Consider the following 24,668-nt stretch of genomic DNA (forward strand, 5'->3'; position numbering starts at 1 on the left):
GAGATTCCCGGCTGCACGTGTCGGTCCGGGGCATGCCCTACACCGAACGTTACTGCTTCCGCCCGTCGGAAATCCCGCGCCCTGAAATTCACGGCACCCTGCCGGCCCGGGTCGAGAGCCGGGCGAAGAATGATATTTACGCGCACCTGGACGAGCACGGGCGCTACCGGGTCAGGCTGGACTTCGACCGCGAAGGCACGGCACCGGGCTTTGGCTACCTGTGGCTGCGGATGGCGAAGCCGACCGCAGGCGATACGCTGGGCTGGCACACGCCGCTTACCGGCGGCACCGAAGTGGCGGTTGCCTACAGCAACGGCGATATCGACCTGCCGTACATCGCATATGCCCTTCACGACTCTGAACACCCGGACCACGTCACGCGCGACAACCACACCCGGAACATCCTCAGAACCCCGGCGAACAACAAGCTGCGGATGGAGGACCAGCGCGGCGAGGAGCACATCAAGCTCGCCACGGAGTACGGCAAAACCCAGCTTAATAGCGGGCACCTGGTGGACGCGCAGGGGCAGCCTCGCGGCACGGGTGCCGAGCTGCGCACCGATGAGCACGGCGTTATCCGCGCCGGGAAGGGGCTGTTTGTCAGCGCGGACGCGCAGGCGAAAGCGCAGGGCGAGGCGCTGGACATGAGCGCCGCCCTGCAGGAAATCGACAGGCTCAACCAGCAGCTGCAGCAGCTGGAGATGGCTGCAGAACAGGCGCAGGCCCTGAAGGCGGATATCGACAGCCAGATAGCGATGTTCGCGCAGCGGCTGAAGCCGCTGAACGAGGCACTGATGATGTCGGCCCCGGAAGGGATGGCGCTGACCAGCGGGGAGCATCTGCAACTGGCTGCAACCAATAACGTCGCCATCAATGCAGGCGGGGATATCAGCGCAGGCGTCATGGGCAACATGACGGCGCTGGCGGGAGAAAAACTGGGGCTGTTTGCGCGCACCGGGCAACTGAGCCTGAAGGCCAGCGAAGGCCCGGTGGAGGTGCAGGCGCAGAACGGCAATATGAGGCTGTTTGCGGAGAAGAAGCTGACGATGAGCTCGGCGAGCGACATCTCCTTTGCCGGAAAGAAACGCATCACGCTGATTGGTGGAGGAAGCTATCTGCGGCTGGAGGCCGGGAAGGTCGAGTACGGCACGACGGCGATGTACCTGCGGCGGGTGAAAAGAACGATGGCGGCGGCACGGAGCTCATTACCCCTGGAGACCACTCCACTCCCTCCTCCGGCCACCATGCGGGAGCTTAACCCCGAAACGCTGACTCCCTGGGTGACGCCGGTCTATGCAAAATCCTGCCTGAAAGAGAAAGGCTGTACCGATGCAGGTACCACCGAAGAGCCTGTAGAAAACTTCGGCCAGATGACGATTTTTGCCCAGCCGGTTGAAGATGACTGCTGTGGGTACGGTCATCAGCATGCTCCTGCCGAAGATGAAGAAGTTGTTCAGCATGCCCAGTCAGCCAAAAAACGTAAGTCTGACACCGGAGGCGAAAAAGCCCCCGCCGAAGCATCTGCCGCACCGCTTGCACTGGGAGCGGCAACTGGCGTCATGACGCAGGTATGGGGAGAGTGGTCCTTAACCGGCGTACTGGGAGCTGCCCGGGGTATTCCGTATGTGGGCGCGATGATGTCCGCGCTGTATATCCCGTCTGCGGGTGAAGGCAGCGGCAATGTGCCCGGACGGGATGAATTCTGGTACGAGGAAGAACTGCGGCAGAAAGCGCTAACCGGAGCTAAAGCGACGACCCGGGTGAGATTCTTCTGGCGGCAGGATGAACAGGGCAACATGCGGGTCTACGGCGTTCATACGGGTGAAGGCACCCCGTATGAAGGTGTGCGCACGGCTGAAATGAAGTGGATTGAAAAAAATAGCCGCTATGAGTTCAAACCAGCACACGGAGCTGATGTTCCTCTGATAACCTGGACGCCGGAAAGGCCGGAAGGCAATGACCTTCCGTCGCATACGGGCAGCGAAATCAGACCTATTGACCAGGCGACAATTCTGGTCACGCCAATACCAGACGGAAAAGATGAATACACGACGCCGCCATTCCCGGTGCCGGAAGAGCGGGATCTCAACGATTACATTCTGGTGTTCCCTGCCGATTCCGGAATTAAGCCGATTTATGTATATCTCAAAACCGCAAGGGATGAGCCTGGCGTGGCAACAGGGAAGGGTGAGACGCTGTCAGGTTCTGAAAAATGGCTTGAGGCCGCAAGTTCTGGCTTGGGTGCACCTGTGCCATCACAAATCGCTGATAAGTTAAGAGGACAAGAGTTCAGTAATTTTGATGCATTTAGAGCTGCTTTCTGGAAGGCCGTTGCAACTGATCCAGAGTTATCATTACAATTTAAACCTTCAAACTTAGACAGGATGCGTGTTGGTAAAGCTCCTCGCAGTGTCCGGGTTGAACATGTTGGTAAACGGAAAAGTTTCGAGTTACATCATGTGGATAATATTTCAGATGGCGGCGCTGTGATGGATTGCGATAATGTTAGAGTGACAACACCTAAAAGACACATAGACATTCACAAGGGGTAGTAAATTATGGAATTAAAACCGCGCTTTGAAGATTATACGGAAAATGAGTTTAAAAGTTTCATTGAGGATATATTCAAGGAAAACACAGCGCCTGATGATGATAAGCTGGACGAGCTTCTTGACCATTTTGAAAAAATCACCAGTCATCCCGATGGTTCAGATTTGATATACCACACTATTGATGATGAAAACTGCAATCCGGAGGGGATAACTAAGGTATTGAAAGAATGGAGGAAATCTCATGGGCTTCCGCTTTTCAAAGATAGTTAAAATAGAACATTATAATTCTGTGTAAGAAGGTTTTTATGGAACTTAAAGACTCATTTTCAGAGTATACGCAACAAAGACTTTTGATTTTTTGAATGAATTCTTAAGGATTCACGGGAAGTGAATTTAAAGGGAGAAGCACTTAGTGATTATTTAAAAAAATTAACGAATCACTTCGAAAAAATAACAGAGCATCCTGAAAAGAGCGATTTAATATTTTACCCAGAGGATAGTTCAAAATGTACTCCGGAAGGCATGGCCCTGACCTGCGGTGAAGATATGCAGCTGGCCGCAGTGCAAAACGTTGCTGTCAGCGCCGGAAAGGATATCAGCGCCGGTGAGATGGGTAATATGACAGCACTGGTTGGGGAGAAACTGGGTCTGTTTGCCCGTACGGGTCAACTGAGCCTGAAGTCCGGAGAAGGGCCGGTAGATGTCCAGGCGCAAAACGCCAACATGCGTTTGTTTGCAGAGAAGAAACTGACGCTGAGCTCGGCGAGTGTCATCTCTTTTACCGGGAAAAAACGTATCACGCTGATTGGGGGGGGGAGCTACCTGCGGCTGGAGGCCGGGAAGGTGGAGTACGGCACGACGGCGATGTATATACGCAAAGTGAAAAGGACGATGGCGACGGGAAGCAGTACCCTGGATCCGGTAACAGCTGAAATGCCCGCTCCATTACCAAATTTATCATGTGGTCCACATACGGCATGCTTCAGAGTCATGGATACCTTGACAGGATCCGAAGATATGGAGTTTGCATATCAGCTCAGCACATCCACAGGCGCGATCCAGGCAACCACAGATTCTTCACTGACGAATGCTGTGAATTTGGATACGGAGGAGCCGGTAGCGCTCGATTATGTCTTCCAAATAAGGGCAGGGACGCGTTAATGGCTCAGGCAACGACGACAACATCTGACGATAAAGAAAAACAGGAACAAAAGGTCGATGTGGAATTTTTTCATATCGACATGATTCCAGATGCTATGGATAAAATGAAATGGCCGGTAGCTGCAGAATTAATGAGGCATTGGTTTGATGCAAAACCAGCGTTGGTTTTTACCGTCAAGTCTAAAGATCAATATCAGAATGGAAAGGCACAGGATATTCCTGATGGTGTAGTCAATTGTGATATTGTAAAAATGACATGGGCCATTCAGTATGAACAAGTAATTAAAGGCATCGAGTTCTTAAGTGGTACATGGGATAGCCCAAAAGGTAGAGTGTTGCTAAAAAAGAGGCTTTCCCAAATAGGTGATTATCTAAAAAATAACATATCAATTGGTTACACTGATGACATCAGAGAACTGGAAGATACAGCGCAAGTTAATGTAACATTAATAGGAAAAAAAACAGATACGATTAATGAGTGGTATGGAGCTATAGGAAATGCAAACTTAAAAGTTTGTGTTCGTGGGAATACTGAAAACCGTAATGAGGGTGCATTCTTTATTGTTGAATCGGTTGGCTATTATTTGAAAGATACATACGACTTTATTGATGATGGATACCCTGAACCTTTAGGTATTTGGAGTAAAGATCGAATTTTAAGTAAGGCGGAATCATCAGTGTATATATCATCTTATTTGTCAGGGGGCAGGGGCGTCTGGCCCGCCAATTTTCAGGGTTTGTTCCGGTGTTTAATGAAGATTTTCGAAAATGGCAGGAAAAACATAAAACTGGAGGGGACTACATTGTTTTCTCTGACGTGTACTGGACTGAGCCATTACCTCACAAAAAGGTGATAAAGTTATGAGACTGAAAATTTTATTTATTATTGCTATCCTGTTTATGACATGGGTATTTTTGCCATCAACATTGTTCGTGAGTGATGGTGATGAAGTTTTCTCGCATATCAGCCCTGATAAAAAATATACAGCGGTAGTATATAAAACAAAAATCATATCACCGTATTCATTTTACAAGTTCCTACAAAACGAAAACTACTATTTTATCCTCTATGGTGTAAATCAGCGCGTTATATTTAAACCCTCTATGTTTTATGGTACCTCAGACTTGGGGGCTTCTGATAGTATTGAATATGTTTATAATGAAAAACATTATCTTTTCTACCCTGGACAAAACGGCTACGGCTCCTTTGAGTTAAATAAATAACCTTTTGTGTTAGGGCTGGTGGGTACGCTGCGCATTCTATGCCCGACTCCACCGAGAGCGGGAGCTGAACAAATTGGCGTGCATTCACCTGTTCAGTAATGCCTCTGGCCTCTAACCCGGACAGGTGCTGGAGCCGCAGGGTAACGTCATTGCTGCCCTGAAAGAAGACGTCCTTCTCACCCTGGTGACCTTCAGGGGCGCAAGGGATTCCCGTCTGCACGTGTCGGTATGGGACATGCCCTACACCTAACGTTACTGCTTCCGCCCGATCCTGATATCCACGGCATCCTGCCTGCCCGTATTGAAAGCAGGGAGAAGAACGACATTTACGCGCACGGTAAAACCCAGCTCAACAGCGGGCACCTGGTGGATGCGTAGGGGCAACCCCGCGCCTCTGGCAATTTTATGCGTGGTTCGTTAAATGGATGCCGGAATCCTGAGGCGGAAATTTGAGATTCCTCCGCTACCTCAGCTCCCTGCCGTTGATTACCGTGAAGCCAGTCAACCTGCGAGACTGGCTTTATGAAACGTTACTCTACCGCTCTGTTATTTGGCCTGCTGTCGCTCACCAGCCAGCTGGCCCATGCCGATATTGTTGATGATGCCATTGGTAACATCCAGCAGGCGATCAACGACGCCTATAACCCCGGCAGCAGCCGGAGCAATGATGATGACGATCGCTACGATCGCAGCCGTCAATACGACGATCGTCGTCGGCAGCTTGAGGACAGACGCCGCCGTCTGGACGAACGTCAGCGCCAGCTGGACGACGATAGGCGGCGTTTAGAGGAAGATGAGCGCAGATTGGAAGACGATTACGATCGTTGAGCACGTGCGGCCTGATGCCCTCACCCCGGCCCTCTCCCACGGGGAGAGAGAAAACCTAATCCAGCGCCAATACCATCCCGTCATAGCCCGCTTCGAACCCTTCCGGCAGCGGGTTATCCATCATCCACACGTCAAGCTGATGGCTGATATGGGTCAGGACCACCTGTGGACAGCCGATCGTCTCGTTTAGCGCAATCACGGTGTTCAAATCACTGTGGTTGCGCGGCGTCTCGTCACGCGGTTCGTGGCTACAGTCGATAATCATCGCCTGCGGCCGGTTGTTAAGCAGGAATTTCACCGTTTTGTCCGGCAGCCCGGCGGTGTCGGAGAGCCAGGCCACGCGGCTGTGGGCGCTTTCCAGCAGGTAGCCGAAGGTTAGCTTCGAGTGGTTGAGCGGCAGCGGCGTAACCCGCATCCCCTGAAGTTCAAACGCCACAAACGGCTCGACCGTATGGCTAAAATCCAGAATCCCCGGATGCTTAAACAGGTCGTCACAGCCTGCCTCGTCCGGCGGGCCGTATACCGGGATCGTCGCGCCCACGCCCCAGCGCAGGGGAAACAGCCCCTGCACGTGGTCCATATGGTAGTGGGTGAGTAAAAACTGCTGGAAGCTGCCCGCGGGCCAGTCGTCCATCAGGTGCGGAATGCCCGCGTCCAGCAGGGTCACCGCGTCGTTGAATTTAACCGCCGCGCTGCACGGGCGGCGGCGATAATTTTCCTGCAGGCGCGCCCGGCGGCACGCCGCGCAGTCGCAGCCAAACACCGGCACCAGCTGCGCGCCACCGGTGCCCGTTAGCGTGATCGTCAGACTCATAGCGCACCTCTACAGCGGTTTGGTGAACCTGAAATGGCTCTGCGCGTACCCTTCACGAACATAAAAACGGTGCGCGTCCACGCGCTTTACGCTGGTGGACAGCTCCGTCAGCTCCGCGCCTGCCTGCCGCGCCACGTCTTCCGCCCAGGCCAGCAGCCGGCTGCCCACCTTCAGGCCGCGCGCCTGCGGCATCACCACCAGCTCCTGGATCTCGCCGATCCAGCGCGCGTGGTGCAGATGAAACTGCAGGTGCAGGCCGATCATGCCGACGATCTCGCCGTTCAGCCCGGCGAGCTGGTAACGCATATTGCGATCCTGAAGGTTGGCGAGGAACCCGGCGCGAAACGCCTCGCGATCGAACTCGGCCTGCTTAAGCTCGCAGATCAGGCCATAGACGACCCGCGCGTCGTCGGCGGTGGCGGGACGAAGTACACACTCAGGCATGCTGTTTTTCCTTCTGGCGGATAAGCGATAAAAAGCGTTCAACCGACTGTAGCAAACTTCCGTCGTTATTGAGGATATGACAGTCCGACGGGGTATAGCGCGCGGCGCGTTCCAGGCGCTGATCGATTTCCCGGGCAGACTCGCGCCCGCGGCTTTGCAGCCTCCTTCGCAGAACATCCGGCGACACTTCGAGACAAACGGGCAGCAGCGCCGCTTCGTAGCGCGCGCGCGCCTGCGGAAGATGCGCCCGCGAGCCGTTGACCAGCACGTCAAAGCCCGCGTGCAGCCACAGGTCGATCTCGATGCCGACGCCATAGTAAAAGCCGTTGGCGTGCCAGCTGAGCGCCAGCAGGTTTTGCCCGGCGCGGGTGAAAAACTCCTGCTCGCTCAGGGCGATATGGTTTTCGCTCCCGGCGTTGGCGGCGCGGGTGATGTAGCGGTGCGCCACCAGCAGCTGCGTATGCTCCTGCTGGCGCAGCGCCGACAGCAGGCTGTCCTTTCCGGAGCCCGAAGGCCCCATTAACCAGATGAGTCTTCCCATCAGAACACCCTTTTTCCCTGACGCCAGACGTGGTCGATATGCACGTGATCGCCCCTGCGGTGGGCCAGCACCAGGTCAGCCCGCTTGCCTTCGGCGATTTCCCCGCGATCGTGCAGATTGAGTGCGTTCGCCGGGTTTTTCGTCACCAGGCGAATCGCCTGCGGCAGCGTAAAGCCGTTGCCCTCGTCGTCCGCCACGCGGAACGCCGCATCCAGCAGGCTCGCCGGATAGTAATCGGACGAGAGAATATCCAGCAGGCCGAGCGAGGCGAGCCTGCTTGCCGCCACGTTACCGGAGTGCGATCCGCCGCGCACGATGTTCGGCGCGCCCATCAGCACGTTCATGCCGTGCTGGCGCGAGGCTTCTGCCGCGTCGAGCGTGGTGGGAAATTCGGCGATCACGCTGCCAAGCTGGTGGGATTCGCGCACGTGGTCGTGCGTGGCGTCGTCGTGGCTGGCCAGCGCAATGTTGCGGTCGCGGCACATCGCGGCAATCGACAGGCGGTTGGGCTGCGACCAGCGGGCGGCAAGCGCAAGCTGTTCTTCCTCGTAGCGCGCCATCTCCGCGTCGCTAAGGGAATATTTGCCCTGATAGTACTCGCGGTACTTCTCAATGTTGGCGAACTGGCGCTGGCCGGGGGAGTGATCCATCAGCGAGACCAGCGAGACCGGCTCGCGGCTGACCAGCTTTTCAAACAGCGGCAGGGTGGTGTGGTGCGGCAGCTCGCAGCGCAGGTGCAGGCGGTGCTCGGCGCGGTTGAGGCCGCGCTTTTGCGTCTCTTCCACGGCGTTGATCATCTTCTCCAGATTCTCCAGCCTGTCGCCGCCGTCGCGTACGTCGCCAATCGCCACCGCGTCCAGCACGGTGGTAATACCGCTGGCGACCATCAGCGCGTCGTGGCTGCTCATCGCCGAATGGGCGGGCCAGTCCACCTTCGGGCGCGGGGTGAAGAACTTGTCCAGGTTATCGGTATGCAGCTCGATCAGCCCCGGCAGCAGCCAGCCGCCTTCGCCGTCCATCGCCTCGGGGGCGCGGCTTTGGGTTTCGGCAAACGCGCGGATGACGCCGTCCTGGATCTCAATCGACCCGCCCACGACCTCGTTTTCCAGCACCAGCCTGACGTTATTGATAATCATGCGTTATTCCCCATCGGGTGCAGCCTGTCCGCCACGCGCTCGCGCACGGCTTCGTCGTGGAAGATCCCGACGATCGCCGCGCCGCGCGCTTTGGCCTGTTCGATCAGCTCAACGACCGCCGCGCTATTTTTGGCGTCCAGCGAGGCGGTGGGTTCATCGAGCAGTAAAATCGGGTAGTCGACGATAAACCCGCGGGCGATGTTGACGCGCTGCTGCTCGCCGCCGGAGAAGGTCGAGGGGGCCAGGTGCCACAGGCGTTCCGGCACGTTCAGGCGCGTCAGCAGGCTGGCGGCTTTGGCGGCGCAGGTCTCGCGCGGCACGCCGAGATCCAGCAACGGCTGCATCACCACGTCCAGGGCGGAGATCCGCGGGATCACCCGCAGGAACTGGCTGACCCAGCCGATCGTCGAGCGGCGCACGTCCAGCACCTTGCGCGCCGGAGCCTGAACCAGATCCACCCACTCGTCGCCGTGGCGGACGTGGATATGGCCCTCATCGGGCAGGTAGTTGGCGTACAGCGAGCGCAGCAGGGTGGATTTGCCGCTGCCGGAGTGGCCGTGCAGCACCACGCATTCGCCCTTGCTCACCTCTAGCGAGGCGTTTTGCAGGACGGGCAGGCGCACGCCGTTTTGCTGATGGAGCACAAAGGTTTTACTGACGTTTTGTACGTGGATCATGTTGGCCTCTTAGTTCTGCAAAACCGACGACACCAGCAGCTGGGTGTACGGATGAAGCGGGTCGTCGAGCACCCGGTCGGTTAACCCACTTTCCACCACCTGGCCCTGCTTCATCACCAGCAGACGGTCCGCCAGCAGGCGGGCAACGCCCAGATCGTGGGTGACAATCACCACCGCAAGGTTCAGCTCTACCACCAGGCCGCGCAGCAGGTCGAGCAGGCGCGCCTGGACGGAGACGTCCAGCCCGCCCGTCGGTTCATCCATAAACACCAGCTTCGGATGCGTCACCAGGTTGCGCGCAATCTGCAATCGCTGCTGCATGCCGCCGGAGAAGGTGGTCGGCAGGTCGTCGATGCGCGAGGCGGGGATCTCCACTTCTTCCAGCCAGTGCCGGGCGGTGTCGCGAATGTTGCCGTAGTGGCGGGCGCCGGTGGCCATTAGCCGTTCGCCGATGTTGCCCCCGGCGGAGACCTGGCGGCGCAGGCCGTCCATCGGGTGCTGATGCACTACGCCCCACTCGGTGCGCAGCAGGCGGCGGCGCTCGGCCTCGCTTATGCCGTAGAGGGAGCGTCCCTGATACAGGATCTCGCCGTTCTGCGGCGCGAGGCGCGCGGAGATGGATTTCAGCAGCGTGGTTTTGCCGGAGCCGGACTCGCCGACGATGCCCAGCACCTCGCCCGGCCACAGCTCGAACGACACGTCGCTAAAGCCTTTGCCCGGCGCGTAAAGGTGGGTCAGGTTATTAACCGAAAGCAGCGGTTTCATTGGCTGTTGGCCTCGCTCTGTTGGCGGCAGTAATCGGTGTCGGAGCAGACGAACATCCGTTTGCCCGTGTCGTCCAGGACCACTTCGTCCAGGTAGCTGTGCGTGGAGCCGCAGATGGCGCACGGTTCGTCCCACGCCTGCACCGTAAACGGGTGGTCGTCAAAATCGAGGCTCTCGACGCGGGTCCAGGGCGGCACGGCGTAGATGCGCTTTTCGCGCCCGGCGCCGAACAGCTGCAGGGCGGGCATCATGTCCATCTTCGGGTTATCGAATTTCGGGATTGGCGACGGGTCCATCACGTAGCGCCCGTTCACCTTCACCGGGTAGGCGTAGGTGGTGGCGATATGGCCGAAGCGGGCGATGTCCTCGTACAGCTTCACCTGCATGATCCCGTACTCCTCCAGCGCGTGCATGGTGCGGGTTTCGGTTTCGCGCGGCTCGATAAAGCGCAGCGGCTCCGGGATCGGCACCTGGAAAATCAAAATCTGATCCTCGACGAGCGGCGTTTCGGGGATGCGGTGGCGGGTCTGGATCAGCGTCGCGTCTTCGGTTTTTTCGGTAGTGTTCACGCCCGTCACGCGGGTGAAGAAGTTGCGGATCGACACCGCGTTGGTGGTGTCGTCCGCGCCCTGGTCAATCACCTTGAGCACGTCCGCTTCGCCGATGACGCTGGCGGTCAGCTGAATGCCGCCGGTGCCCCAGCCGTAGGGCATTGGCATTTCGCGGCCGCCAAACGGCACCTGATAGCCGGGGATCGCCACCGCCTTGAGGATAGCGCGGCGGATCATGCGTTTGGTCTGTTCGTCCAGATAGGCAAAGTTGTAGCCGCTTAAGTTAGCCATTGGCTCGCTCCCGTTGCAGGCGTTTCAGCAGTTCCAGTTCGGCCTGGAAGTCGACGTAGTGCGGCAGCTTGAGGTGCGAGACAAAGCCCGCCGCCTCGACGTTGTCCGCGTGGGCCAGCACGAACTCTTCGTCCTGCGCCGGGCCCGCGACGTGCTCGCCGTAGTCCGGTGCCTGGAGCGCGCGGTCGACCAGCGCCATTGCCATCGCCTTGCGCTCGCTCATGCCGAACGTCAGGCCGTAGCCGCGGGTAAAGTGCGGGTCTTCCTTCTCCGGCGCGACGAAGCCGTTCACCATTTCGCACTCGGTGACCAGCAGTTCGCCGACGTTCACCGCAAAACCCAGCTCTTCCGGCACGATTTCCACGTCGATGTAGCCGCTGCGGATTTCCGCGGCAAACGGGTGGTTACGCCCGTAGCCGCGCTGGGTGGAGTAAGCCAGCGCCAGCAGGTAGCCCTCGTCGCCGCGCATCAGCTGCTGCAGGCGCGACGAGCGCGAGCACGGGTAGACCGGCGGCGTGCGGGTGATGTCGTCCGGCGTGCTGCCTGAATCTTCTTCCGCTTTCGCCAGCCCCTGATTTGCCAGCAGGCTAAAGACGTGCGGAGAGGCGTCCTGTTCGGCGTCGGAGGCGCTAAGCGGCGGGGCGTCACCGTTCGCCATCAGCGTGAAGTCCAGCAGGCGGTGGGTGTAGTCGTAGGTCGGGCCAAGCAGCTGGCCGCCGGGAATGTCTTTGTAGATCGCCGATATGCGGCGCTCAAGGCGCATGTCGGCGGTGTTAACCGGCTCGCTCACCGCCAGCTTCGCCAGCGTGGTGCGGTAGGCGCGCAGCAGGAAAATCGCTTCGACGTTATCGCCGCTGGCCTGCTTGAGCGCCAGCGCCGCCAGCTCGCGGTCGGCGATGCCGCCTTCGGTCATCACGCGATCGACGGCGAGGTTAAGCTGCTGTTCGATCTGCGCGACGCTCAGCTCGGGGAGCCGTTCATCGCCCCGGCGTCTGTTTTCCTGTAGCGCGTGGGCGGCGGCAATCGCCTTCTCGCCCCCTTTAACGGCGACGTACATCAGCACACCTCCACGTGGGTGGTTCTTGGGATGGCCAGCAGGCGTTCGCCGCAGGTCAGGACCAGGTCAATGCCGAGCGGGAACGGGTGCGGGCGCTCGGTCAGCTCATGAATGATGCACTCCGGCAGCTGCGGCGCGACCATGCGTTCGTCGGCGATGCCCGCGCCGGTCAGGCGCAGCATGCGGCCGCCGCTCAGGCTGGAGACCTGCAAAATCAGCGTGGCGCTGGTTTCTGGGGCGACGGCAGTGCCTTCGCTTAGGGCGTTGAGCTGCTCGCGGCTAATCTGCTCGTCGGCGACGGCAAACAGCGCCTGCTGGGGCTGCTCGACCAGCGGAGCGCTGGTGTGAAAGCGCAGGTTCTGGCGGGCGATATCGTTCGCCATCGCGCCGGAGAGCCACACCGGGGTGTCGTTATCGGCCAGCGTCAGCAGCACGCTGGTGGTGGCGACGTTCAGCGGCAGCCAGCCCTGCGGGAGCGGGTGCAGCGAGACGATGACGCCCGGCTCGCTCATGGCCTTCAGCAGGCGGCGAAAACTCTGTTGGGCATCCTGGACGGCCAGGGTAAAAGCGGGTTGAAGCGTCATGCGTTGTCTCCGCGAACGAGCGTAAAGAAGTCGACCCGGCTGGCGTTCACCTCGGCCTGACGCGCGGCAATGCGCGCGGCGCGGTCGGCTTCCAGCGGGGCAATCAGGGTTTCCATCAGTGTCTGAAAATGGGGCTGTTCCTGCAGCAGGGCGTCGATCGCCGCGCAGCGCTCGGCGTGCGCTTTGTCGCGGCCCAGCACGTAGCCGTAGCCCAGCGTGCCGCTGCTCAGGCGAATCACCGCGCGGGTCAGGGTGGCGTCGCCCGCGAAGAAGCGTTCGCCGGTGCCGCCCATGCGGGCCCGCAGCTGGACGAGGCCGATCTCCGGCGCGCGGATCGTTTCGTAATCCGGCGTCAGGCTAAGCGCGTTCATCCGCGCCAGCAGGGCGGCGGGCTGGCTGTGGGCCAGGGCGCGCATCCAGCGCTGTCGGGTGGAGGTATCGAAGTGCATTCAGTGCTCCATCGTAAATTCAATCATGTCGGCGCGGGTCAGGCTGACGGAGTACTCCGTGGCGTTGATCTCGCCGTCGCGGTGGTTGAGGGTGCGTACGCAGAGCAGGGGCGCCATGTTGGGGATTTCCAGCACCTTGCTCTCTTTGGCCTGCGCGCGGCGGGCGCTGATGCGGGTCTGGGTACGTTTTAGCGCAATGCCCGTGGCGTCCTGCAGGAAGTCGTGCAGGGAGCCGCTGGCGAAGCGCTGCAGCACCGGCCAGAGGCTGAGGTCCGCGAAGTAGTGGTCGATCTGGCACACCGCCACGCCGTTCACCCGGCGCAGGGTGCGCAGGTGGGCAACGTTCTCGCCTTCGGCAATCCCCAGCGCGTCGGCAACGTGGCTGGAGGCGGGGCGCAGCACCGACAGCAGCTTTTCGCTGGTGGGATGGCTGCCCTGGTCGAGCAGGTTCTGGCTAAAGCGCGCCTGGGCGTTGAGCGGGTAGTCGAACGGGCGCATCAGCACCAGCACGCCGATGCCCTGGCGGCGCTGCACCCAGCCGCGCTCGACCAGCTGATCGATGGCGCGGCGCAGGGTGTGGCGATTCACGTCGTAGCGGTCGGCAAGCTGCTGCTCGGCGGGGAGGTAGTCGCCGCAGCGGTAGTAGGTGCGCAGCTCAACTTCGAGCTTTGCGGCAATCTCTTGCCAGCGGGTGGGGAAACTGGTCGGATGTCTGGATAAGTGCATAGCAATCAAAGCCTCGCTGCTTAGATGAAGTGCTTACGCAAGCGTTGAGAGAGGAAATCCAGCAGGCTGACGGTGACGATGATGAGCACCATCAGGGCGCAGGTTTGCTGGAACTGGAATCCGCGAATCGCTTCCCACAGGGTGACGCCAATCCCGCCCGCGCCGACCATGCCGACGACGGTTGCCGAGCGAACGTTGGACTCAAAGCGGTAGAGCGAGTAGGAGATCAAAAGCGGCATCACCTGCGGCAGCACGCCGTAGAGGATCTCTTCGATTTTGTTGGCCCCGGTGGCGCGGATGCCTTCAACCGGGCCGGGCTCGATGGCTTCCACCGCCTCGGAGAGCAGCTTGGAGAGCACGCCGGTGGTGTGGATGAACAGCGCCATAACGCCCGCAAACGGGCCAAGGCCCACGGCGACCACGAACAGCATGGCGAAGACCATTTCGTTGATGGCGCGGCAGGCGTCCATCAGGCGGCGCATCGGCTGATAAATCCACCACGGCACGATGTTTTCGGCGCTCATCAGGCCAAACGGAATGGAGAGCACGACGGCGAGCGCGGTGCCCCAGACGGCGATTTGCAGGGTGACCGCCATTTCGCCGAGGTAGTCCTGCCACTGGCTGAAGTCCGGCGGGAAGAAGTCGGCGGCGAACGTCGCCATGTTGCCAGCGTCTTTGACCAGCAGCAGCGGGTCCATTTCCGCGCCCTTCCAGGAGATGACGAGTACCGCCAGCAGAATGGCCCAGCTGACGAGCGAGAACCAGCTGCGCTTCGGCGGTGGGACGGTGATGGTTTGCATGGTAACTCCTTTTGGGTTTAGTCCCCTCACCCCGACCCTCTCCCCAAAGGGGCGAGGGGGTTCAAATTCCCTCTCCCCTTTGGGGAGAGGGTTAGGGTGAGGGGTAGAAAAGAAACTACTGCACCGCTTTATTCACGCTGGTCATGGCGCTCAGGGCGGCGGTCAGGCGGTCGAGGTCTTCAAGCTGAGCCTGAATTTCAGCGACTTTGCTGGTCTTCTCCTCTTCCTTGAGCCCTTTGTTGTCCTTGACGCCCTGCATCTGCTTAAAGAGCGCGAGCTGACGAATCGGCACCAGCTGCAGGTCGCTTGACGGGCGGAACGGCGCCCAGCCGAGCTTCTCCAGCACCGCCTTCTCTTCCGGCGTTTTGCCGTAGCTCATAAAGAACTCGTACACCTTGTCCTTGGTGCTTTCAGAGAGGTTTTTGCGCCAGACGATGGGGTCGCCCGGGATCAGCGGCGATTTCCAGATCACCTTCAGTTCTTTCAGCTTGTCCGGCGCGGAGGTTTTCAGCTTGTCGAGGTTTTCGGTGTTGTTGGTCGCCACGTCTACCTGCTTGTTGGCGACGGCCAGGGCGTTGGTTTCGTGGCTGGCGTTCACCGTGCGCTTGAAGTCGCTGGCGGAGGCGTTGTTTTTGGCGAAGACGTAGTAGCCAGGGACGAGGAAGCCGGAGGTGGAGTTCGGGTCGCCGTTGCCAAACGTCAGATCCTTGCGTTTGGCGAGCATGTCGTTGAGGTTGTTGATCGGGCTGTCTTTGTTGACGATCAGCACGCTCCAGTAGCCCGGGGAGCCGTCCGCCGCAACGGTCTGGGCGAAGACCTGGCCGTTGGCGCGGTCTACCGCTTCCATCGCCGACAGGTTGCCGTACCAGGCGATGTCCACCTTGTTAAAGCGCATCCCCTGGATAATGCCCGCGTAGTCCGGGGCGAAGAAGGCATTCACTTTGATGCCGAGCCTGGTTTCCATATCCTTCAGGAACGGTTCCCACTGCGGCTTCAGGTTTTGCTGTGATTCCGTCGAAATAATGCCGAAGTTCAGCGCTTTTTCCTGCTCCTCGGCGTAGGCCGGGCTGAGCAGAGTGCTGATGCTGAACATGCTGGTGAAAGCCAGCGCGGCAACCGTTTTATAGCTCATTTCCATTCCTCGTAGTGGGGCCGTTAAGCAGCCTGCGCGTTCTCTTCGACGCGATTCATGCTGCGGTAGAGATGGTCAAAACGTTCGTTATCAAACTGATGGCTTGCGCCGTCGAAGAACACGTGCCCCTGTCGCAGCGCGACGATGCGCTCGCAGTAGCGCAGGGCGTAATCCACCTGGTGCAGCGTGACGACGACGGTGATGCCGTCGTTCTGGTTGATGTCGCGCAGTGTCTCCATCACGATGCGCGCCGACTCCGGGTCCAGCGAGGCGATGGGTTCGTCGGCCAGAATCACTTTGGCTTTTTGCATCAGCGCGCGGGCAATCGCCACGCGCTGCTGCTGCCCGCCGGAGAGGGTAGAGACGCGCTGGTGGGCGAAATGCGCCATGCCGACGCGGGTCAGCGCCCGTAAGGCTTCCTGCTTCTGGGAAGGGGAAAACCAGCGCAGGCAGGTGCGCCAGAACGGGGTGCTGCCGAGCGCGCCAACCAGCACGTTTTCCAGCACCGTCAGGCGGTTCACCAGGTTGAACTGCTGGAAGATGTAGCCCGTCTGGGCGCGGCTTTTGCGGATGTCGCGCGCCAGGCGGCCCGCGCGCTGCACGGTGTTGCCCAGCAGCTCGACGTGGCTTTCAGGCGTGTTATCGCAGGTAATCAGGCCGCTCAGGTGGCGCAGCAGGGTGGATTTACCCGAGCCGGAAGGCCCCAGCAATGCCACCATTTCGCCCTGCTGGACGGTCAGATCAACGGCATGCAGCGCCTTGCTGTGGTGGAACGTTTTGCTCAGTTTCTCGACGCGGATAACGGTTTGCATGTGCGGGGCCTCACGAAAAATGTGGCCCCATGCTGGCGCATCAATGTGACATTTGGGTTAAGTGTTGGTTGCGAAAAGTTGAAGAGTTGAGGCGGGTTTGATGACAGGCGGAGGCGGACCGCCCACCGCCCGACGATCAGTGCTGCTGCTTAACGACGTTTATCATCCACGGCACGCCGTATTTATCGGTGACTTTACCGAAACCGTGCGCCCAGAAGGTCTCCTGCCAGGCCATTTCGACGTTGCCGCCCGCGGCCAGCGCATCGAACCAGCGTTTGCCTTCCGTGACGTCCTGGGTATCAAGGACCAGCGTAAACCCTGCGTACTGAGCCTGGCTGCCGGGCGGTAGCCCGTCGCTCATCATGATATCGCTGCCGGCAATACGGACGTTGGAGTGGGCGATAGCGGAGTCCGGAAACTGCATGCCGGACGGACAGCCTTCTTCGCCATGGTCGTCTTTGGGCATTTCGCCGAAGGTGATTTTGTAGAGGAGTTCTGCGCCGAGCGACTGCTGGTAAAAGGCGCTGGCCTCGGCGCAGTTACCGGCGAAAGAGATGTAGGGACTTAACGGCATAATCATTACCTCAGGTAAGAGAAGCCCGTTAAGTGTAGTTCCCGCGTGCCCGGTAAGCGAAGCGCCACCGGGCAGGAAAATCAGTTCTTTTTCACAAACTCAGATTTGAGCTTCATTGGGCCAAAGCCGTCGATTTTGCAATCGATGTTGTGGTCGCCTTCGACCAGGCGGATGTTCTTCACCTTGGTGCCGATTTTCAGCATCGACGAGCTGCCTTTGACCTTCAGGTCTTTTACCACGGTGACGCTGTCGCCGTCGGCCAGCAGGTTGCCGTTCGCGTCTTTGACGATCGGCGCGTCGCTGTCCTGAGCGGGCTCTGCATCGTTCCATTCATGCGCGCATTCCGGGCAGATGAACATGCCGTTATCTTCGTAGGTGTATTCAGAATTGCATTTCGGGCAGTGTGGGAGTTGCATGGTGATATCCTTAAAAGTGCTTAACACGCTGGAAAGTGCCAGCTAAATGACGGCAGGATGCCGAAAAAGGCGGCAAGTATAGCGCAAATCCCACACCTTTGTCGGTGATATTGCACGTAAGCAAAGCGATCTGAAAACGTTGCGGGTATTCACGGCGTTTAGCCGGGCTAATGCCATTCATCTCATGGATAGAAATATTACTTATTATATCGAATATTTTATTGCAGCAAATTGCTACGCCCTTCCATTTCGGATAAGGTTAAGCAACTCGCGGCTATTTACCCTCATCCTTTGATGCCCTGCACGTTGTTGCGGCGGTAAATCACCTCTCATTTTTGGTGGGTAAATATCACGGATATATCCTGAAGTTTCTTGAAAATGGACGACGCACTCATCCCTTTGGTTTCCCGGCCAAGGGACGTATTACGCGTATTACACGGGTATTGGTTTATTTCTTATAGCCATCAGATGGTTATATTAATGAGCGTGTTTTCCAGACGTGATCATATAAGCCCAGACAGCATAATTAAAACAACGCGGCTTAATAAAAGTAATAAATTTGCGTTAAGGGATGGCTTTTATCATGCACACACAGACTATTTTTGAATTAAGCCAGGAAGCTGAACGTTTGTTACAGCTCGCCTTGCAGAATCTTGATACGTTGAAATCCATGCCAACGGCCATGCTGGACGGTGCGGCCGCTGCGATTACGGGTGAAGTGAACAATGTTTTGCCGCTGCATTTCAGCGCGCGCGGCGTGGAGGCTCAGCAGGCCACGCTCAATAATGAATTACGCAAAATAACCCGGCTTGAAATGGTGCTGGCGATCGTCGGCACCATGAAGGCGGGTAAATCCACCACCATTAATGCCATCGTGGGGACGGAGGTGTTGCCGAACCGCAACCGGCCAATGACGGCACTCCCTACGCTTATCCGCCATACGCCGGGGCAAAAAGAGCCGGTACTGCATTTCTCCCATTCCTCGCCGATCGATACCTTGATTCGCCAGCTGCAGCGCGCGCTGAGCGACGGCGATCGCGGCAGGCTGGCCCAGCGTCTGGAAATGGATAAAGACATGAATACGCTGCTGGAGCGTATAGAAAAAGGCGAAGCGTTCGAGAAGCATCACCTTGGCGCGGAGCCAATATTCAACTGCCTGAAAAGCCTAAACGATCTGGTGCGGCTTTCTCAGGCGCTCGGCGTTGACTTTCCGTTTACCGAATACGCGGCGATTGAAAATATTCCGGTGATTGAGGTGGAGTTTGTCCACCTGGCGGGGCTGGATGCCCATCTTGGGCAGTTGACGCTGCTCGACACGCCCGGGCCGAACGAGGCCGGGCAGCCGCACCTGCAAAAAATGCTTAGCGAGCAGCTGGCCCGCGCCTCGGCGGTGCTGGCGGTAATGGATTATACCCAGCTTAAATCGATTTCCGACGAGGAGGTCCGCCAGGCAATCTCTGCCGCGGGGAAATCGGTCCCGCTTTATGCGCTGGTCAATAAGTTCGATCAGAAAGATCGCAACAGCGACGATGAGGAGCAGGTGCGGGCGATGATCTCCGGTACGTTAATGAAGGGGAATATTTCGCCGGGGCAGATCTACCCCGTCTCCTCAATGTGGGCGTATTTGGCCAATCGCGCCCGCTATGAGTTAACGACCCACGGGCGGCTTCCCGACCACCAGACGCAGCGCTGGGTCCAGGATTTTGCCGAGGCGGCGCTGGGACGCCGCTGGCGTACCGCCGATCTGGATGATATCGACCACATTCGCCATGCCGCCGATCTTCTGTGGGAAGACTCGCTCTTCGAGCAGCCCATCCGCAAGCTGATCTACGCCGCGTACGCCAATGCGTCGCTGTTTGCCCTGCGCTCCGCGTCGCATAAGCTGCTTAACTACGCGCAAAACGCCCGCGAGTATCTCGATTTTCGCTATCAGGGCCTGACGGTCGCTTTTGACGAGCTGGAGCGGAATATTGTTCGCCTTGAAGACGATATGGCGATGCTGGAGACGCGCCAGCGCGCGGTCAGCGACGAAGTGGCGCATGAGGTCGAACAGGCGCTCCTTAGCACCGGTGAGTTTATTTCGCGTCAGCATAGCGCGCTGCACCAGGCGATTGTCCCGGTGTTCAGCCGCGAGCATATCCTGGCGCTGGCGGGCGTGGATCCGCTCAGTATGCCCGGCGCGCAAGCCGATGAGGCGACGCAGCTGGTTCTGGAGGACGAAGGGCAGGCGCAAATTGTGCTGAGCAAAATCCGCTCCTTATGCGAAACGATCGTGCTGGACGCGCAGAGCAAAATTAGCCGCGAGCTGGCGCTGCGCTTTGACCAGCTTGAAACGACGCTGGCGCGATCGCTGAACGAGGCGATGCGGCCGATTAAGGCGCGCATTAACGCAGAGCTCTGCGATGCCGGGTTTCGGGCGCGGATTAGCTTCCCGGCGTTTCAGGCGAATCAGCTGAACTTCAATTCGCGGATGCTGTTTAACGATGCCATCGCGGCGGATAACCGCACGGTGGGACAGCCTTCGGGCGCGGGAAGCGTGCGGGAAACGGTGTCGCGCTGGCTGAATAATCCGGGCTGGGGGTGGGAAGAGTACGTGGTGGCGCGCACCCGATATGTTATCGACGTTGGCCAGCTGCGGGACAAATTTAAGCGGCATATCGATCAGTTTTGTGAACAAATTGGTAAAGCTTTAGCGGCGCAGGTCGATGTCTCTGTTACGGCGGGTATGGCAACGTTCTTCTCAGAATTTTCACTATGCCTGACCGGGTTACAGGAAAGTTTGCGTGATAGCCTCGCAGTTCGTCAGCAAAATGAGCGCGCTACGCGGGCGCTCGGCCAGCTGCTAAAACACAGCCTTACCGCTGCGACGTGGATTCAGGAAGATACCCGACTGTTACGTGATGATATTCAAACCCTATTCGCAGCAGAGCAACCATGACAACACGGCTACTGGACGGTCCCGGGCGGACGCTGGAGTGTATTCATCCTAAATTTATGGTCGATCTGGTTCAGGGGGGAGATGCGCTGAGTCATACCCGCCAGGGCCCGCAGCAGCTGCAGTTTCGCGAACGGTTAACGCAGGAAATTATGACTCATACGCGGCTGCGGCCGTGGTCAATGACCGGGATGCTCAACGAAAATGCGGCATTGCGCTTAGGTTTGGCTGAAAAGCTGGCGAGCATGCTTGACCCTGGCCATCTGGCGCTAACGCGGATGACCGAAAAATTGCAGTCCGTGCGCCAGCAGGCCAGCCTGCGCACGCCGCTGTCTCCCGGCCTGATGCAGCAATATGACGATCTTGCCTCCCATTTCAGGCAGCGCGCCGTCTATAAAGAAAAGGCGCTGACGCAGCGCGGGCTAACGGTGCAGGCGGGGGAACACAGCGAGCAGATTTTTACCCGCTGGCGCGCCGGGCAGTATGACGGCTGGTCGCTGGCCGGGCGCTGCTATATTGCGCTTGAAGAGCTGCGCTGGGGGGCGTTTGGCGATGCCTGCCGCCTGGCAAATGATGATGTCGCGGCGATGCTTATGGATGACCTGCGCGGCATGGCGGCAAACTACCTTGCGCAGGGGATCAACGCCGCGCCCTCCACTCGCCACTTTTATCACCAGTGGCTGACGACCCCCGCCTCACCGGCGCTGGTGGATCATAAAGATATGCTGGGCTGGCTGGGGGACTGGTGTCAGGCGGACAGCCATCCGGTGAGCTGGTCGGTGACGCAGAACTGGCAGACGGTCGCGCTGGGGATGCCGAGGCTCTGTTCCGCGAAGCGGCTGGTTGATGCGATGGTAGAAGAGATTTTTGGCTGAGTTCACTTGAGATAATGCTTTACCCCTCACCCTAACCCTCTCCCCGGAGGGGAGAGGGAATAGTCAGGTGCGGTTTTCGCCCATATCCCAGAGGAGACTGCCCGGTGCGGTTTTTCCCCTCGCCCCTTTGGGGAGAGGGCCAGGGTGAGGGGGAAACGCCTCAATTCTGCACTTCAACCGGCTGTGCTTTGGTTTGCGCTTCCGGCGCGCTCCCGAAGCGTTTGGCATAAAGCGCGGTAATGATTGGCACCAGAATTGCCGTCACGATAACGCTGGCGGCAACCAGCGCCGTGGCGGATGCGGCAACCGGTTCAAACGCCGGGTTAATCTGGGCGATGATCACCGGGTTCGCGACGGCTGCGCCCGCGGCTGAAGAGGCGGCAACGCCCGCCGTGCCGTTTCCTCCCCCAATCACGCGGTCGGCGATAATCAGCGGGATACCGGTGATGACGATCACCGCAACGCCCAGCGCAATGCCCAGCAGGCCGGTATCCAGGATCACGTTCAGGTTAATCGTATTCCCCAGCGCGAAGCCGAAGAACGGGATCAGGACCGGCGTGGCTTTGCTGAAGAAATCGCGCAGGTCGCGATCGAGATTGCCTAGCGCAAAACCGATCAGGAAGGGCAGAATGGCGCCGATAAAGTGGTGAGGTTCGAACGACGCCAGGCCAGCGGAGCCCAGAATCAGCATGGTCATCAGCGGGCCGGATTCCAGAGACATCAGCACAAACGCGCCCGACTCTTCCTTCGTGCCGTACTGGTTCATCAGGCTGGCATAAAGACCACCGTTGGTCATATCCATTGCGGAGACGATGGCCAGCACGGAGAGCCCGGCGAAAAAGCCGGTTTGAATGCCGTTCTCAGGAATAAACAGCGCACAGATCATGGCGACAATCCAGGCTACCGCTATTTTGGTGATAACCAGCGTGCCGGATTTACGTAATACGGTTCCCGTTGCCCGTAAATTAATGGAAGCACCGATACAAAAAAACCATACCGCCAGGATGGGGACCGTTCCGGTAATCATTCCCTTAGTGAACCCGCCGAAATAGGCGCCGGTATTTGGTGCGACGGTATTTAGAATGGCGCCAAGCACCAGAGGAACCAGCATCATTCCGCCGGGGATACGTTCTATCGCGGCTTTAATCTTCATGTTTAACCCTCAAATCTTATCCCGCGTCGCTGGCGGAGAAGTCAAAAATTGTCCATGTAATTCAATGAACTGAACGCATTCCGCGCTCGGAACATTCTTATCCATGCAATAAAAATTCATTGAAAACACGTAATTAGATTTCATTCAAAAACGTGGTAAGCACGGTTTTCGTCATTATCATGCGATCATTGGAATTGTGATTCAATAGAAATAAAACACTGTTTTAGTTGTATCGATCACATATTTTGTTGAAAGAGATTTACCTGCTTTTGGAAATTAAAATTTATGTAAATCTGATGTGAATGAACGTGGTTTAAGTTTTAGGGCGGTCGATGAAGATGTTCGTGAAGGCGTCTTTGAGAGATATTCGAGGGCAGGCGGATTTGCCCGAATTGACAAAAACTGAAGGAGGCTGACGCGACAAAGAATTATGTGTGAAGTTGATCACAAATATAAACACTGGTAGGGTAAAGAGGTCACTAACTGCCCAGACAGGCGTCAACAGGTTCGGTTGTATCGACATTATCGTCAATGTAAGTAAACCTGCTACGCTTGAATAAGGAGATTCGCATGGAGCGAATTTCCACTTCACAGAACGCGAACTGGACTGTGGAACGGACAGGGCTAAGTCTACGAGGAAAGCTATGCTTAGAAGGAAAAAGGTAAAACCTATCACGCTGCGCGACGTCACGATTATCGATGACGCAAAACTGCGTAAAGCGATCACCGCCGCCTCGCTGGGTAATGCGATGGAGTGGTTTGATTTTGGTGTATACGGCTTCGTGGCCTATGCGTTAGGTAAAGTGTTTTTCCCGGGTGCCGATCCCAGCCTGCAGATGATCGCCGCACTCGGTACGTTCTCCGTTCCCTTCCTTATACGCCCGTTGGGCGGCCTGTTCTTTGGTATGCTGGGCGATAAATACGGTCGCCAGAAGATACTAGCTATCACCATTGTTATTATGTCGATCAGTACGTTCTGTATCGGCCTGATACCGTCCTACGCCACCATTGGCATATGGGCACCGATTCTGCTGCTGCTGTGTAAGATGGCGCAGGGCTTCTCCGTCGGTGGCGAATATACCGGCGCGTCAATTTTTGTCGCGGAATACTCCCCGGACCGTAAGCGCGGCTTCATGGGAAGCTGGCTGGACTTCGGCTCCATCGCCGGGTTTGTCATGGGCGCGGGCGTCGTGGTGCTGATTTCCACCGTCGTGGGTGAAGAGAACTTCCTCGACTGGGGCTGGCGTATTCCGTTCTTCCTGGCGCTGCCGCTGGGCATTATAGGTCTTTACCTGCGCCACGCGCTGGAAGAGACGCCTGCGTTCCAGCAGCACGTTGATAAGCTTGAGCAGGGCGATCGCGAAGGGCTGCAGGAAGGGCCTAAAGTGTCGTTTAAAGAGATTGCTACCAAGCACTGGCGCAGCCTGCTGACCTGTATTGGTCTGGTGATTTCCACCAACGTGACCTATTACATGCTGCTGACCTACATGCCGAGCTATCTGTCGCATAACCTGCACTACTCGGAAGATCACGGCGTGCTGATTATCATCGCCATCATGGTGGGTATGCTGTTCGTGCAGCCGATTATGGGGCTGATGAGTGACCGCTTTGGCCGCCGTCCCTTCATCATTCTGGGCAGCGTTGCGCTGTTTGCGCTGGCTATTCCGGCCTTCATCCTGATTAACAGCAACGTGCTGGGGCTGATTTTTGCGGGCCTGCTGATGCTGGCGGTGATCCTGAACTGCTTTATCGGCGTGATGGCTTCGACGCTGCCTGCGATGTTCCCGACGCACATTCGCTACAGCGCCCTGGCCGCCGCGTTTAACATCTCCGTGCTGATTGCCGGCCTGACGCCAACGCTTGCCGCTTCGCTGGTTGAAAGCACCCAAAACCTGATGATGCCAGCGTATTACCTGATGGTTATCGCGGTGGTGGGCTTGATTACCGGCCTCACCATGAAAGAGACGGCGAACCGTCCTCTGAAGGGAGCGACGCCTGCGGCATCGGATATCGCAGAGGCGAAAGAGATCCTGCGCGAGCACTACGATAACGTCGAGCAGAAAATTGAAGATATTGATGCAGAGATTGAAGACCTGCAGAAAAAACGTTCTCGTCTGGTGGATCAGCATCCGCGGATTAACGAGTAACGCCTGATAAAAAAACCCGCCGCT

Annotated in this window: 25 protein-coding genes and 4 pseudogenes; 12 read left to right on the forward strand and 17 right to left on the reverse strand. The window is 58.0% G+C overall.

Annotation, left to right across the window (positions count from 1 at the left end; all coding sequences use genetic code 11):
• The 9 genes and pseudogenes from vgrG to yjdP all read left to right on the forward strand — a co-directional run.
• The coding region (gene vgrG / locus DBY73_RS22345; protein ID WP_258458758.1) for a type VI secretion system tip protein VgrG at window positions 1-2,552 on the forward strand (2,552 nt) is incomplete at its 5' end.
• A gap of 6 nt (window positions 2,553-2,558) precedes the next feature.
• A complete protein-coding gene (locus DBY73_RS20965; RefSeq protein ID WP_112013132.1) occupies window positions 2,559-2,822 on the forward strand; it encodes a bacteriocin immunity protein in 264 nt (87 codons plus the stop codon).
• Window positions 2,823-2,939: 117 nt separating this feature from the next.
• Window positions 2,940-3,065 (forward strand): annotated as a pseudogene (locus DBY73_RS22350) (bacteriocin immunity protein); the annotation flags it as partial.
• Window positions 3,066-3,464, forward strand: a pseudogene (locus DBY73_RS22355) (DUF2345 domain-containing protein); the annotation flags it as partial.
• 353 nt (window positions 3,465-3,817) lie between these two features.
• Window positions 3,818-4,354: pseudogene (locus tag DBY73_RS22360) on the forward strand (DUF6402 family protein); the annotation flags it as partial.
• Window positions 4,355-4,458: 104 nt separating this feature from the next.
• Window positions 4,459-4,578, forward strand: a complete 120-nt coding sequence (locus DBY73_RS22365) for a DUF6402 family protein (RefSeq protein WP_258458759.1) — start codon at window positions 4,459-4,461, stop codon at window positions 4,576-4,578.
• On the forward strand, window positions 4,575-4,937 hold the full coding sequence (locus tag DBY73_RS20980; RefSeq protein WP_112013134.1) for a DUF6201 family protein: 363 nt from the start codon (window positions 4,575-4,577) through the stop codon (window positions 4,935-4,937). Before DBY73_RS22365 ends, DBY73_RS20980 begins: the two co-directional genes overlap by 4 nt.
• 31 nt (window positions 4,938-4,968) lie before the next feature.
• Window positions 4,969-5,273 (forward strand): annotated as a pseudogene (locus DBY73_RS20985) (type VI secretion system tip protein VgrG); the annotation flags it as partial.
• A gap of 186 nt (window positions 5,274-5,459) precedes the next feature.
• Window positions 5,460-5,765, forward strand: coding sequence for a DDRRRQL repeat protein YjdP (gene yjdP / locus DBY73_RS20990; RefSeq protein ID WP_112013135.1), 306 nt, complete (start codon window positions 5,460-5,462; stop codon window positions 5,763-5,765).
• A gap of 55 nt (window positions 5,766-5,820) precedes the next feature.
• On the opposite strand, the gene phnP is transcribed toward yjdP, so the two are convergent.
• The 16 genes from phnP to DBY73_RS21070 form a co-directional block, all read right to left on the reverse strand.
• Window positions 5,821-6,579 carry a phosphonate metabolism protein PhnP gene (phnP, locus tag DBY73_RS20995; RefSeq protein ID WP_112013136.1) on the reverse strand — a complete coding sequence of 253 codons (759 nt, stop codon included), beginning with the start codon at window positions 6,577-6,579 and terminating at the stop codon, window positions 5,821-5,823.
• A 9-nt stretch (window positions 6,580-6,588) separates the two neighbouring features.
• Entirely contained in the window at window positions 6,589-7,023 is a 435-nt protein-coding gene (gene phnO, locus DBY73_RS21000; RefSeq protein WP_112013137.1) for an aminoalkylphosphonate N-acetyltransferase, read from the reverse strand.
• Complete coding sequence (phnN, locus tag DBY73_RS21005; RefSeq protein WP_112013138.1) at window positions 7,016-7,567, reverse strand: ribose 1,5-bisphosphokinase; 552 nt, start codon at window positions 7,565-7,567, stop codon at window positions 7,016-7,018. Before phnN ends, phnO begins: the two co-directional genes overlap by 8 nt.
• Window positions 7,564-8,700 (reverse strand): alpha-D-ribose 1-methylphosphonate 5-triphosphate diphosphatase, encoded by a 1,137-nt coding sequence (gene phnM / locus DBY73_RS21010; protein ID WP_112013139.1) that lies wholly within the window; start codon window positions 8,698-8,700, stop codon window positions 7,564-7,566. Before phnM ends, phnN begins: the two co-directional genes overlap by 4 nt.
• Window positions 8,697-9,377 carry a phosphonate C-P lyase system protein PhnL gene (phnL, locus tag DBY73_RS21015; RefSeq protein WP_112013140.1) on the reverse strand — a complete coding sequence of 227 codons (681 nt, stop codon included), beginning with the start codon at window positions 9,375-9,377 and terminating at the stop codon, window positions 8,697-8,699. Before phnL ends, phnM begins: the two co-directional genes overlap by 4 nt.
• Window positions 9,378-9,386: 9 nt before the next feature.
• A complete protein-coding gene (gene phnK / locus DBY73_RS21020; protein WP_112013141.1) occupies window positions 9,387-10,142 on the reverse strand; it encodes a phosphonate C-P lyase system protein PhnK in 756 nt (251 codons plus the stop codon).
• Window positions 10,139-10,984: an alpha-D-ribose 1-methylphosphonate 5-phosphate C-P-lyase PhnJ gene (phnJ, locus tag DBY73_RS21025; protein ID WP_112013142.1), complete on the reverse strand. Its 846-nt coding sequence runs from the start codon at window positions 10,982-10,984 to the stop codon at window positions 10,139-10,141. The genes phnK and phnJ overlap by 4 nt, the downstream gene beginning before the upstream one ends.
• Window positions 10,977-12,041, reverse strand: a complete 1,065-nt coding sequence (locus DBY73_RS21030; protein ID WP_112013143.1) for a carbon-phosphorus lyase complex subunit PhnI — start codon at window positions 12,039-12,041, stop codon at window positions 10,977-10,979. Before DBY73_RS21030 ends, phnJ begins: the two co-directional genes overlap by 8 nt.
• Window positions 12,041-12,625, reverse strand: coding sequence for a phosphonate C-P lyase system protein PhnH (gene phnH, locus DBY73_RS21035; protein ID WP_112013144.1), 585 nt, complete (start codon window positions 12,623-12,625; stop codon window positions 12,041-12,043). The genes DBY73_RS21030 and phnH overlap by 1 nt, the downstream gene beginning before the upstream one ends.
• On the reverse strand, window positions 12,622-13,074 hold the full coding sequence (phnG, locus tag DBY73_RS21040) for a phosphonate C-P lyase system protein PhnG (protein ID WP_112013145.1): 453 nt from the start codon (window positions 13,072-13,074) through the stop codon (window positions 12,622-12,624). The genes phnH and phnG overlap by 4 nt, the downstream gene beginning before the upstream one ends.
• Window positions 13,075-13,800, reverse strand: coding sequence for a phosphonate metabolism transcriptional regulator PhnF (phnF, locus tag DBY73_RS21045; RefSeq protein WP_112013146.1), 726 nt, complete (start codon window positions 13,798-13,800; stop codon window positions 13,075-13,077). It abuts the gene before it with no gap.
• 20 nt (window positions 13,801-13,820) lie between these two features.
• Window positions 13,821-14,600: a phosphonate ABC transporter, permease protein PhnE gene (gene phnE, locus DBY73_RS21050; RefSeq protein ID WP_112013147.1), complete on the reverse strand. Its 780-nt coding sequence runs from the start codon at window positions 14,598-14,600 to the stop codon at window positions 13,821-13,823.
• Between the two features lie 115 nt (window positions 14,601-14,715).
• Entirely contained in the window at window positions 14,716-15,732 is a 1,017-nt protein-coding gene (gene phnD, locus DBY73_RS21055; protein ID WP_112013148.1) for a phosphonate ABC transporter substrate-binding protein, read from the reverse strand.
• Between the two features lie 23 nt (window positions 15,733-15,755).
• Window positions 15,756-16,544 carry a phosphonate ABC transporter ATP-binding protein gene (gene phnC / locus DBY73_RS21060; RefSeq protein WP_112013149.1) on the reverse strand — a complete coding sequence of 263 codons (789 nt, stop codon included), beginning with the start codon at window positions 16,542-16,544 and terminating at the stop codon, window positions 15,756-15,758.
• 136 nt (window positions 16,545-16,680) lie between these two features.
• Window positions 16,681-17,118: a VOC family metalloprotein YjdN gene (gene yjdN, locus DBY73_RS21065; protein ID WP_112013160.1), complete on the reverse strand. Its 438-nt coding sequence runs from the start codon at window positions 17,116-17,118 to the stop codon at window positions 16,681-16,683.
• An 80-nt stretch (window positions 17,119-17,198) separates the two neighbouring features.
• The gene (locus tag DBY73_RS21070; protein ID WP_112013150.1) at window positions 17,199-17,534 is read right to left on the reverse strand and encodes a zinc ribbon domain-containing protein YjdM; all 336 of its coding nucleotides are present in this window, start codon (window positions 17,532-17,534) and stop codon (window positions 17,199-17,201) included.
• A 583-nt stretch (window positions 17,535-18,117) separates the two neighbouring features.
• Between DBY73_RS21070 and crfC the strand changes: the two genes are divergently transcribed.
• Together crfC and DBY73_RS21080 are read left to right on the forward strand one after the other, a co-directional pair.
• The gene (gene crfC, locus DBY73_RS21075; protein WP_112013151.1) at window positions 18,118-20,472 is read left to right on the forward strand and encodes a clamp-binding protein CrfC; all 2,355 of its coding nucleotides are present in this window, start codon (window positions 18,118-18,120) and stop codon (window positions 20,470-20,472) included.
• Window positions 20,469-21,344, forward strand: a complete 876-nt coding sequence (locus DBY73_RS21080; protein ID WP_112013152.1) for a diguanylate cyclase regulator RdcB family protein — start codon at window positions 20,469-20,471, stop codon at window positions 21,342-21,344. Before crfC ends, DBY73_RS21080 begins: the two co-directional genes overlap by 4 nt.
• A 160-nt stretch (window positions 21,345-21,504) precedes the next feature.
• Here the strand turns inward: DBY73_RS21080 and kdgT are convergent, their stop codons facing one another.
• Window positions 21,505-22,497: a 2-keto-3-deoxygluconate transporter gene (gene kdgT, locus DBY73_RS21085; protein ID WP_112013153.1), complete on the reverse strand. Its 993-nt coding sequence runs from the start codon at window positions 22,495-22,497 to the stop codon at window positions 21,505-21,507.
• Window positions 22,498-23,141: 644 nt separating this feature from the next.
• Between kdgT and proP the strand changes: the two genes are divergently transcribed.
• Entirely contained in the window at window positions 23,142-24,644 is a 1,503-nt protein-coding gene (proP, locus tag DBY73_RS21090) for a glycine betaine/L-proline transporter ProP (RefSeq protein WP_112013154.1), read from the forward strand.
• Window positions 24,645-24,668 lie beyond the last annotated feature (24 nt).

It is taken from the genome of Enterobacter sp. RIT418, from assembly GCF_003057745.1.
Taxonomy (GTDB): domain Bacteria; phylum Pseudomonadota; class Gammaproteobacteria; order Enterobacterales; family Enterobacteriaceae; genus Enterobacter.

Excerpts from the sequence above, each read along its gene's own strand:
- phnK (WP_112013141.1), bottom strand. The coding sequence starts at position 10,142 with ATGAAACCGCTGCTTTCGGTTAATAACCTGACCCACCTTTACGCGCCG.
- phnM (WP_112013139.1), bottom strand. The coding sequence starts at position 8,700 with ATGATTATCAATAACGTCAGGCTGGTGCTGGAAAACGAGGTCGTGGGC.
- crfC (WP_112013151.1), top strand. The coding sequence starts at position 18,118 with ATGCACACACAGACTATTTTTGAATTAAGCCAGGAAGCTGAACGTTTG.
- DBY73_RS21070 (WP_112013150.1), bottom strand. The coding sequence starts at position 17,534 with ATGCAACTCCCACACTGCCCGAAATGCAATTCTGAATACACCTACGAA.
- DBY73_RS20980 (WP_112013134.1), top strand. The coding sequence starts at position 4,575 with ATGAGACTGAAAATTTTATTTATTATTGCTATCCTGTTTATGACATGG.
- phnL (WP_112013140.1), bottom strand. The coding sequence starts at position 9,377 with ATGATCCACGTACAAAACGTCAGTAAAACCTTTGTGCTCCATCAGCAA.
- phnF (WP_112013146.1), bottom strand. The coding sequence starts at position 13,800 with ATGCACTTATCCAGACATCCGACCAGTTTCCCCACCCGCTGGCAAGAG.
- phnD (WP_112013148.1), bottom strand. The coding sequence starts at position 15,732 with ATGAGCTATAAAACGGTTGCCGCGCTGGCTTTCACCAGCATGTTCAGC.
- phnC (WP_112013149.1), bottom strand. The coding sequence starts at position 16,544 with ATGCAAACCGTTATCCGCGTCGAGAAACTGAGCAAAACGTTCCACCAC.
- phnG (WP_112013145.1), bottom strand. The coding sequence starts at position 13,074 with ATGCACTTCGATACCTCCACCCGACAGCGCTGGATGCGCGCCCTGGCC.
- kdgT (WP_112013153.1), bottom strand. The coding sequence starts at position 22,497 with ATGAAGATTAAAGCCGCGATAGAACGTATCCCCGGCGGAATGATGCTG.
- proP (WP_112013154.1), top strand. The coding sequence starts at position 23,142 with ATGCTTAGAAGGAAAAAGGTAAAACCTATCACGCTGCGCGACGTCACG.
- phnJ (WP_112013142.1), bottom strand. The coding sequence starts at position 10,984 with ATGGCTAACTTAAGCGGCTACAACTTTGCCTATCTGGACGAACAGACC.
- DBY73_RS20965 (WP_112013132.1), top strand. The coding sequence starts at position 2,559 with ATGGAATTAAAACCGCGCTTTGAAGATTATACGGAAAATGAGTTTAAA.
- phnO (WP_112013137.1), bottom strand. The coding sequence starts at position 7,023 with ATGCCTGAGTGTGTACTTCGTCCCGCCACCGCCGACGACGCGCGGGTC.
- phnE (WP_112013147.1), bottom strand. The coding sequence starts at position 14,600 with ATGCAAACCATCACCGTCCCACCGCCGAAGCGCAGCTGGTTCTCGCTC.
- yjdN (WP_112013160.1), bottom strand. The coding sequence starts at position 17,118 with ATGCCGTTAAGTCCCTACATCTCTTTCGCCGGTAACTGCGCCGAGGCC.
- DBY73_RS21080 (WP_112013152.1), top strand. The coding sequence starts at position 20,469 with ATGACAACACGGCTACTGGACGGTCCCGGGCGGACGCTGGAGTGTATT.
- phnH (WP_112013144.1), bottom strand. The coding sequence starts at position 12,625 with ATGACGCTTCAACCCGCTTTTACCCTGGCCGTCCAGGATGCCCAACAG.
- DBY73_RS21030 (WP_112013143.1), bottom strand. The coding sequence starts at position 12,041 with ATGTACGTCGCCGTTAAAGGGGGCGAGAAGGCGATTGCCGCCGCCCAC.
- phnP (WP_112013136.1), bottom strand. The coding sequence starts at position 6,579 with ATGAGTCTGACGATCACGCTAACGGGCACCGGTGGCGCGCAGCTGGTG.
- yjdP (WP_112013135.1), top strand. The coding sequence starts at position 5,460 with ATGAAACGTTACTCTACCGCTCTGTTATTTGGCCTGCTGTCGCTCACC.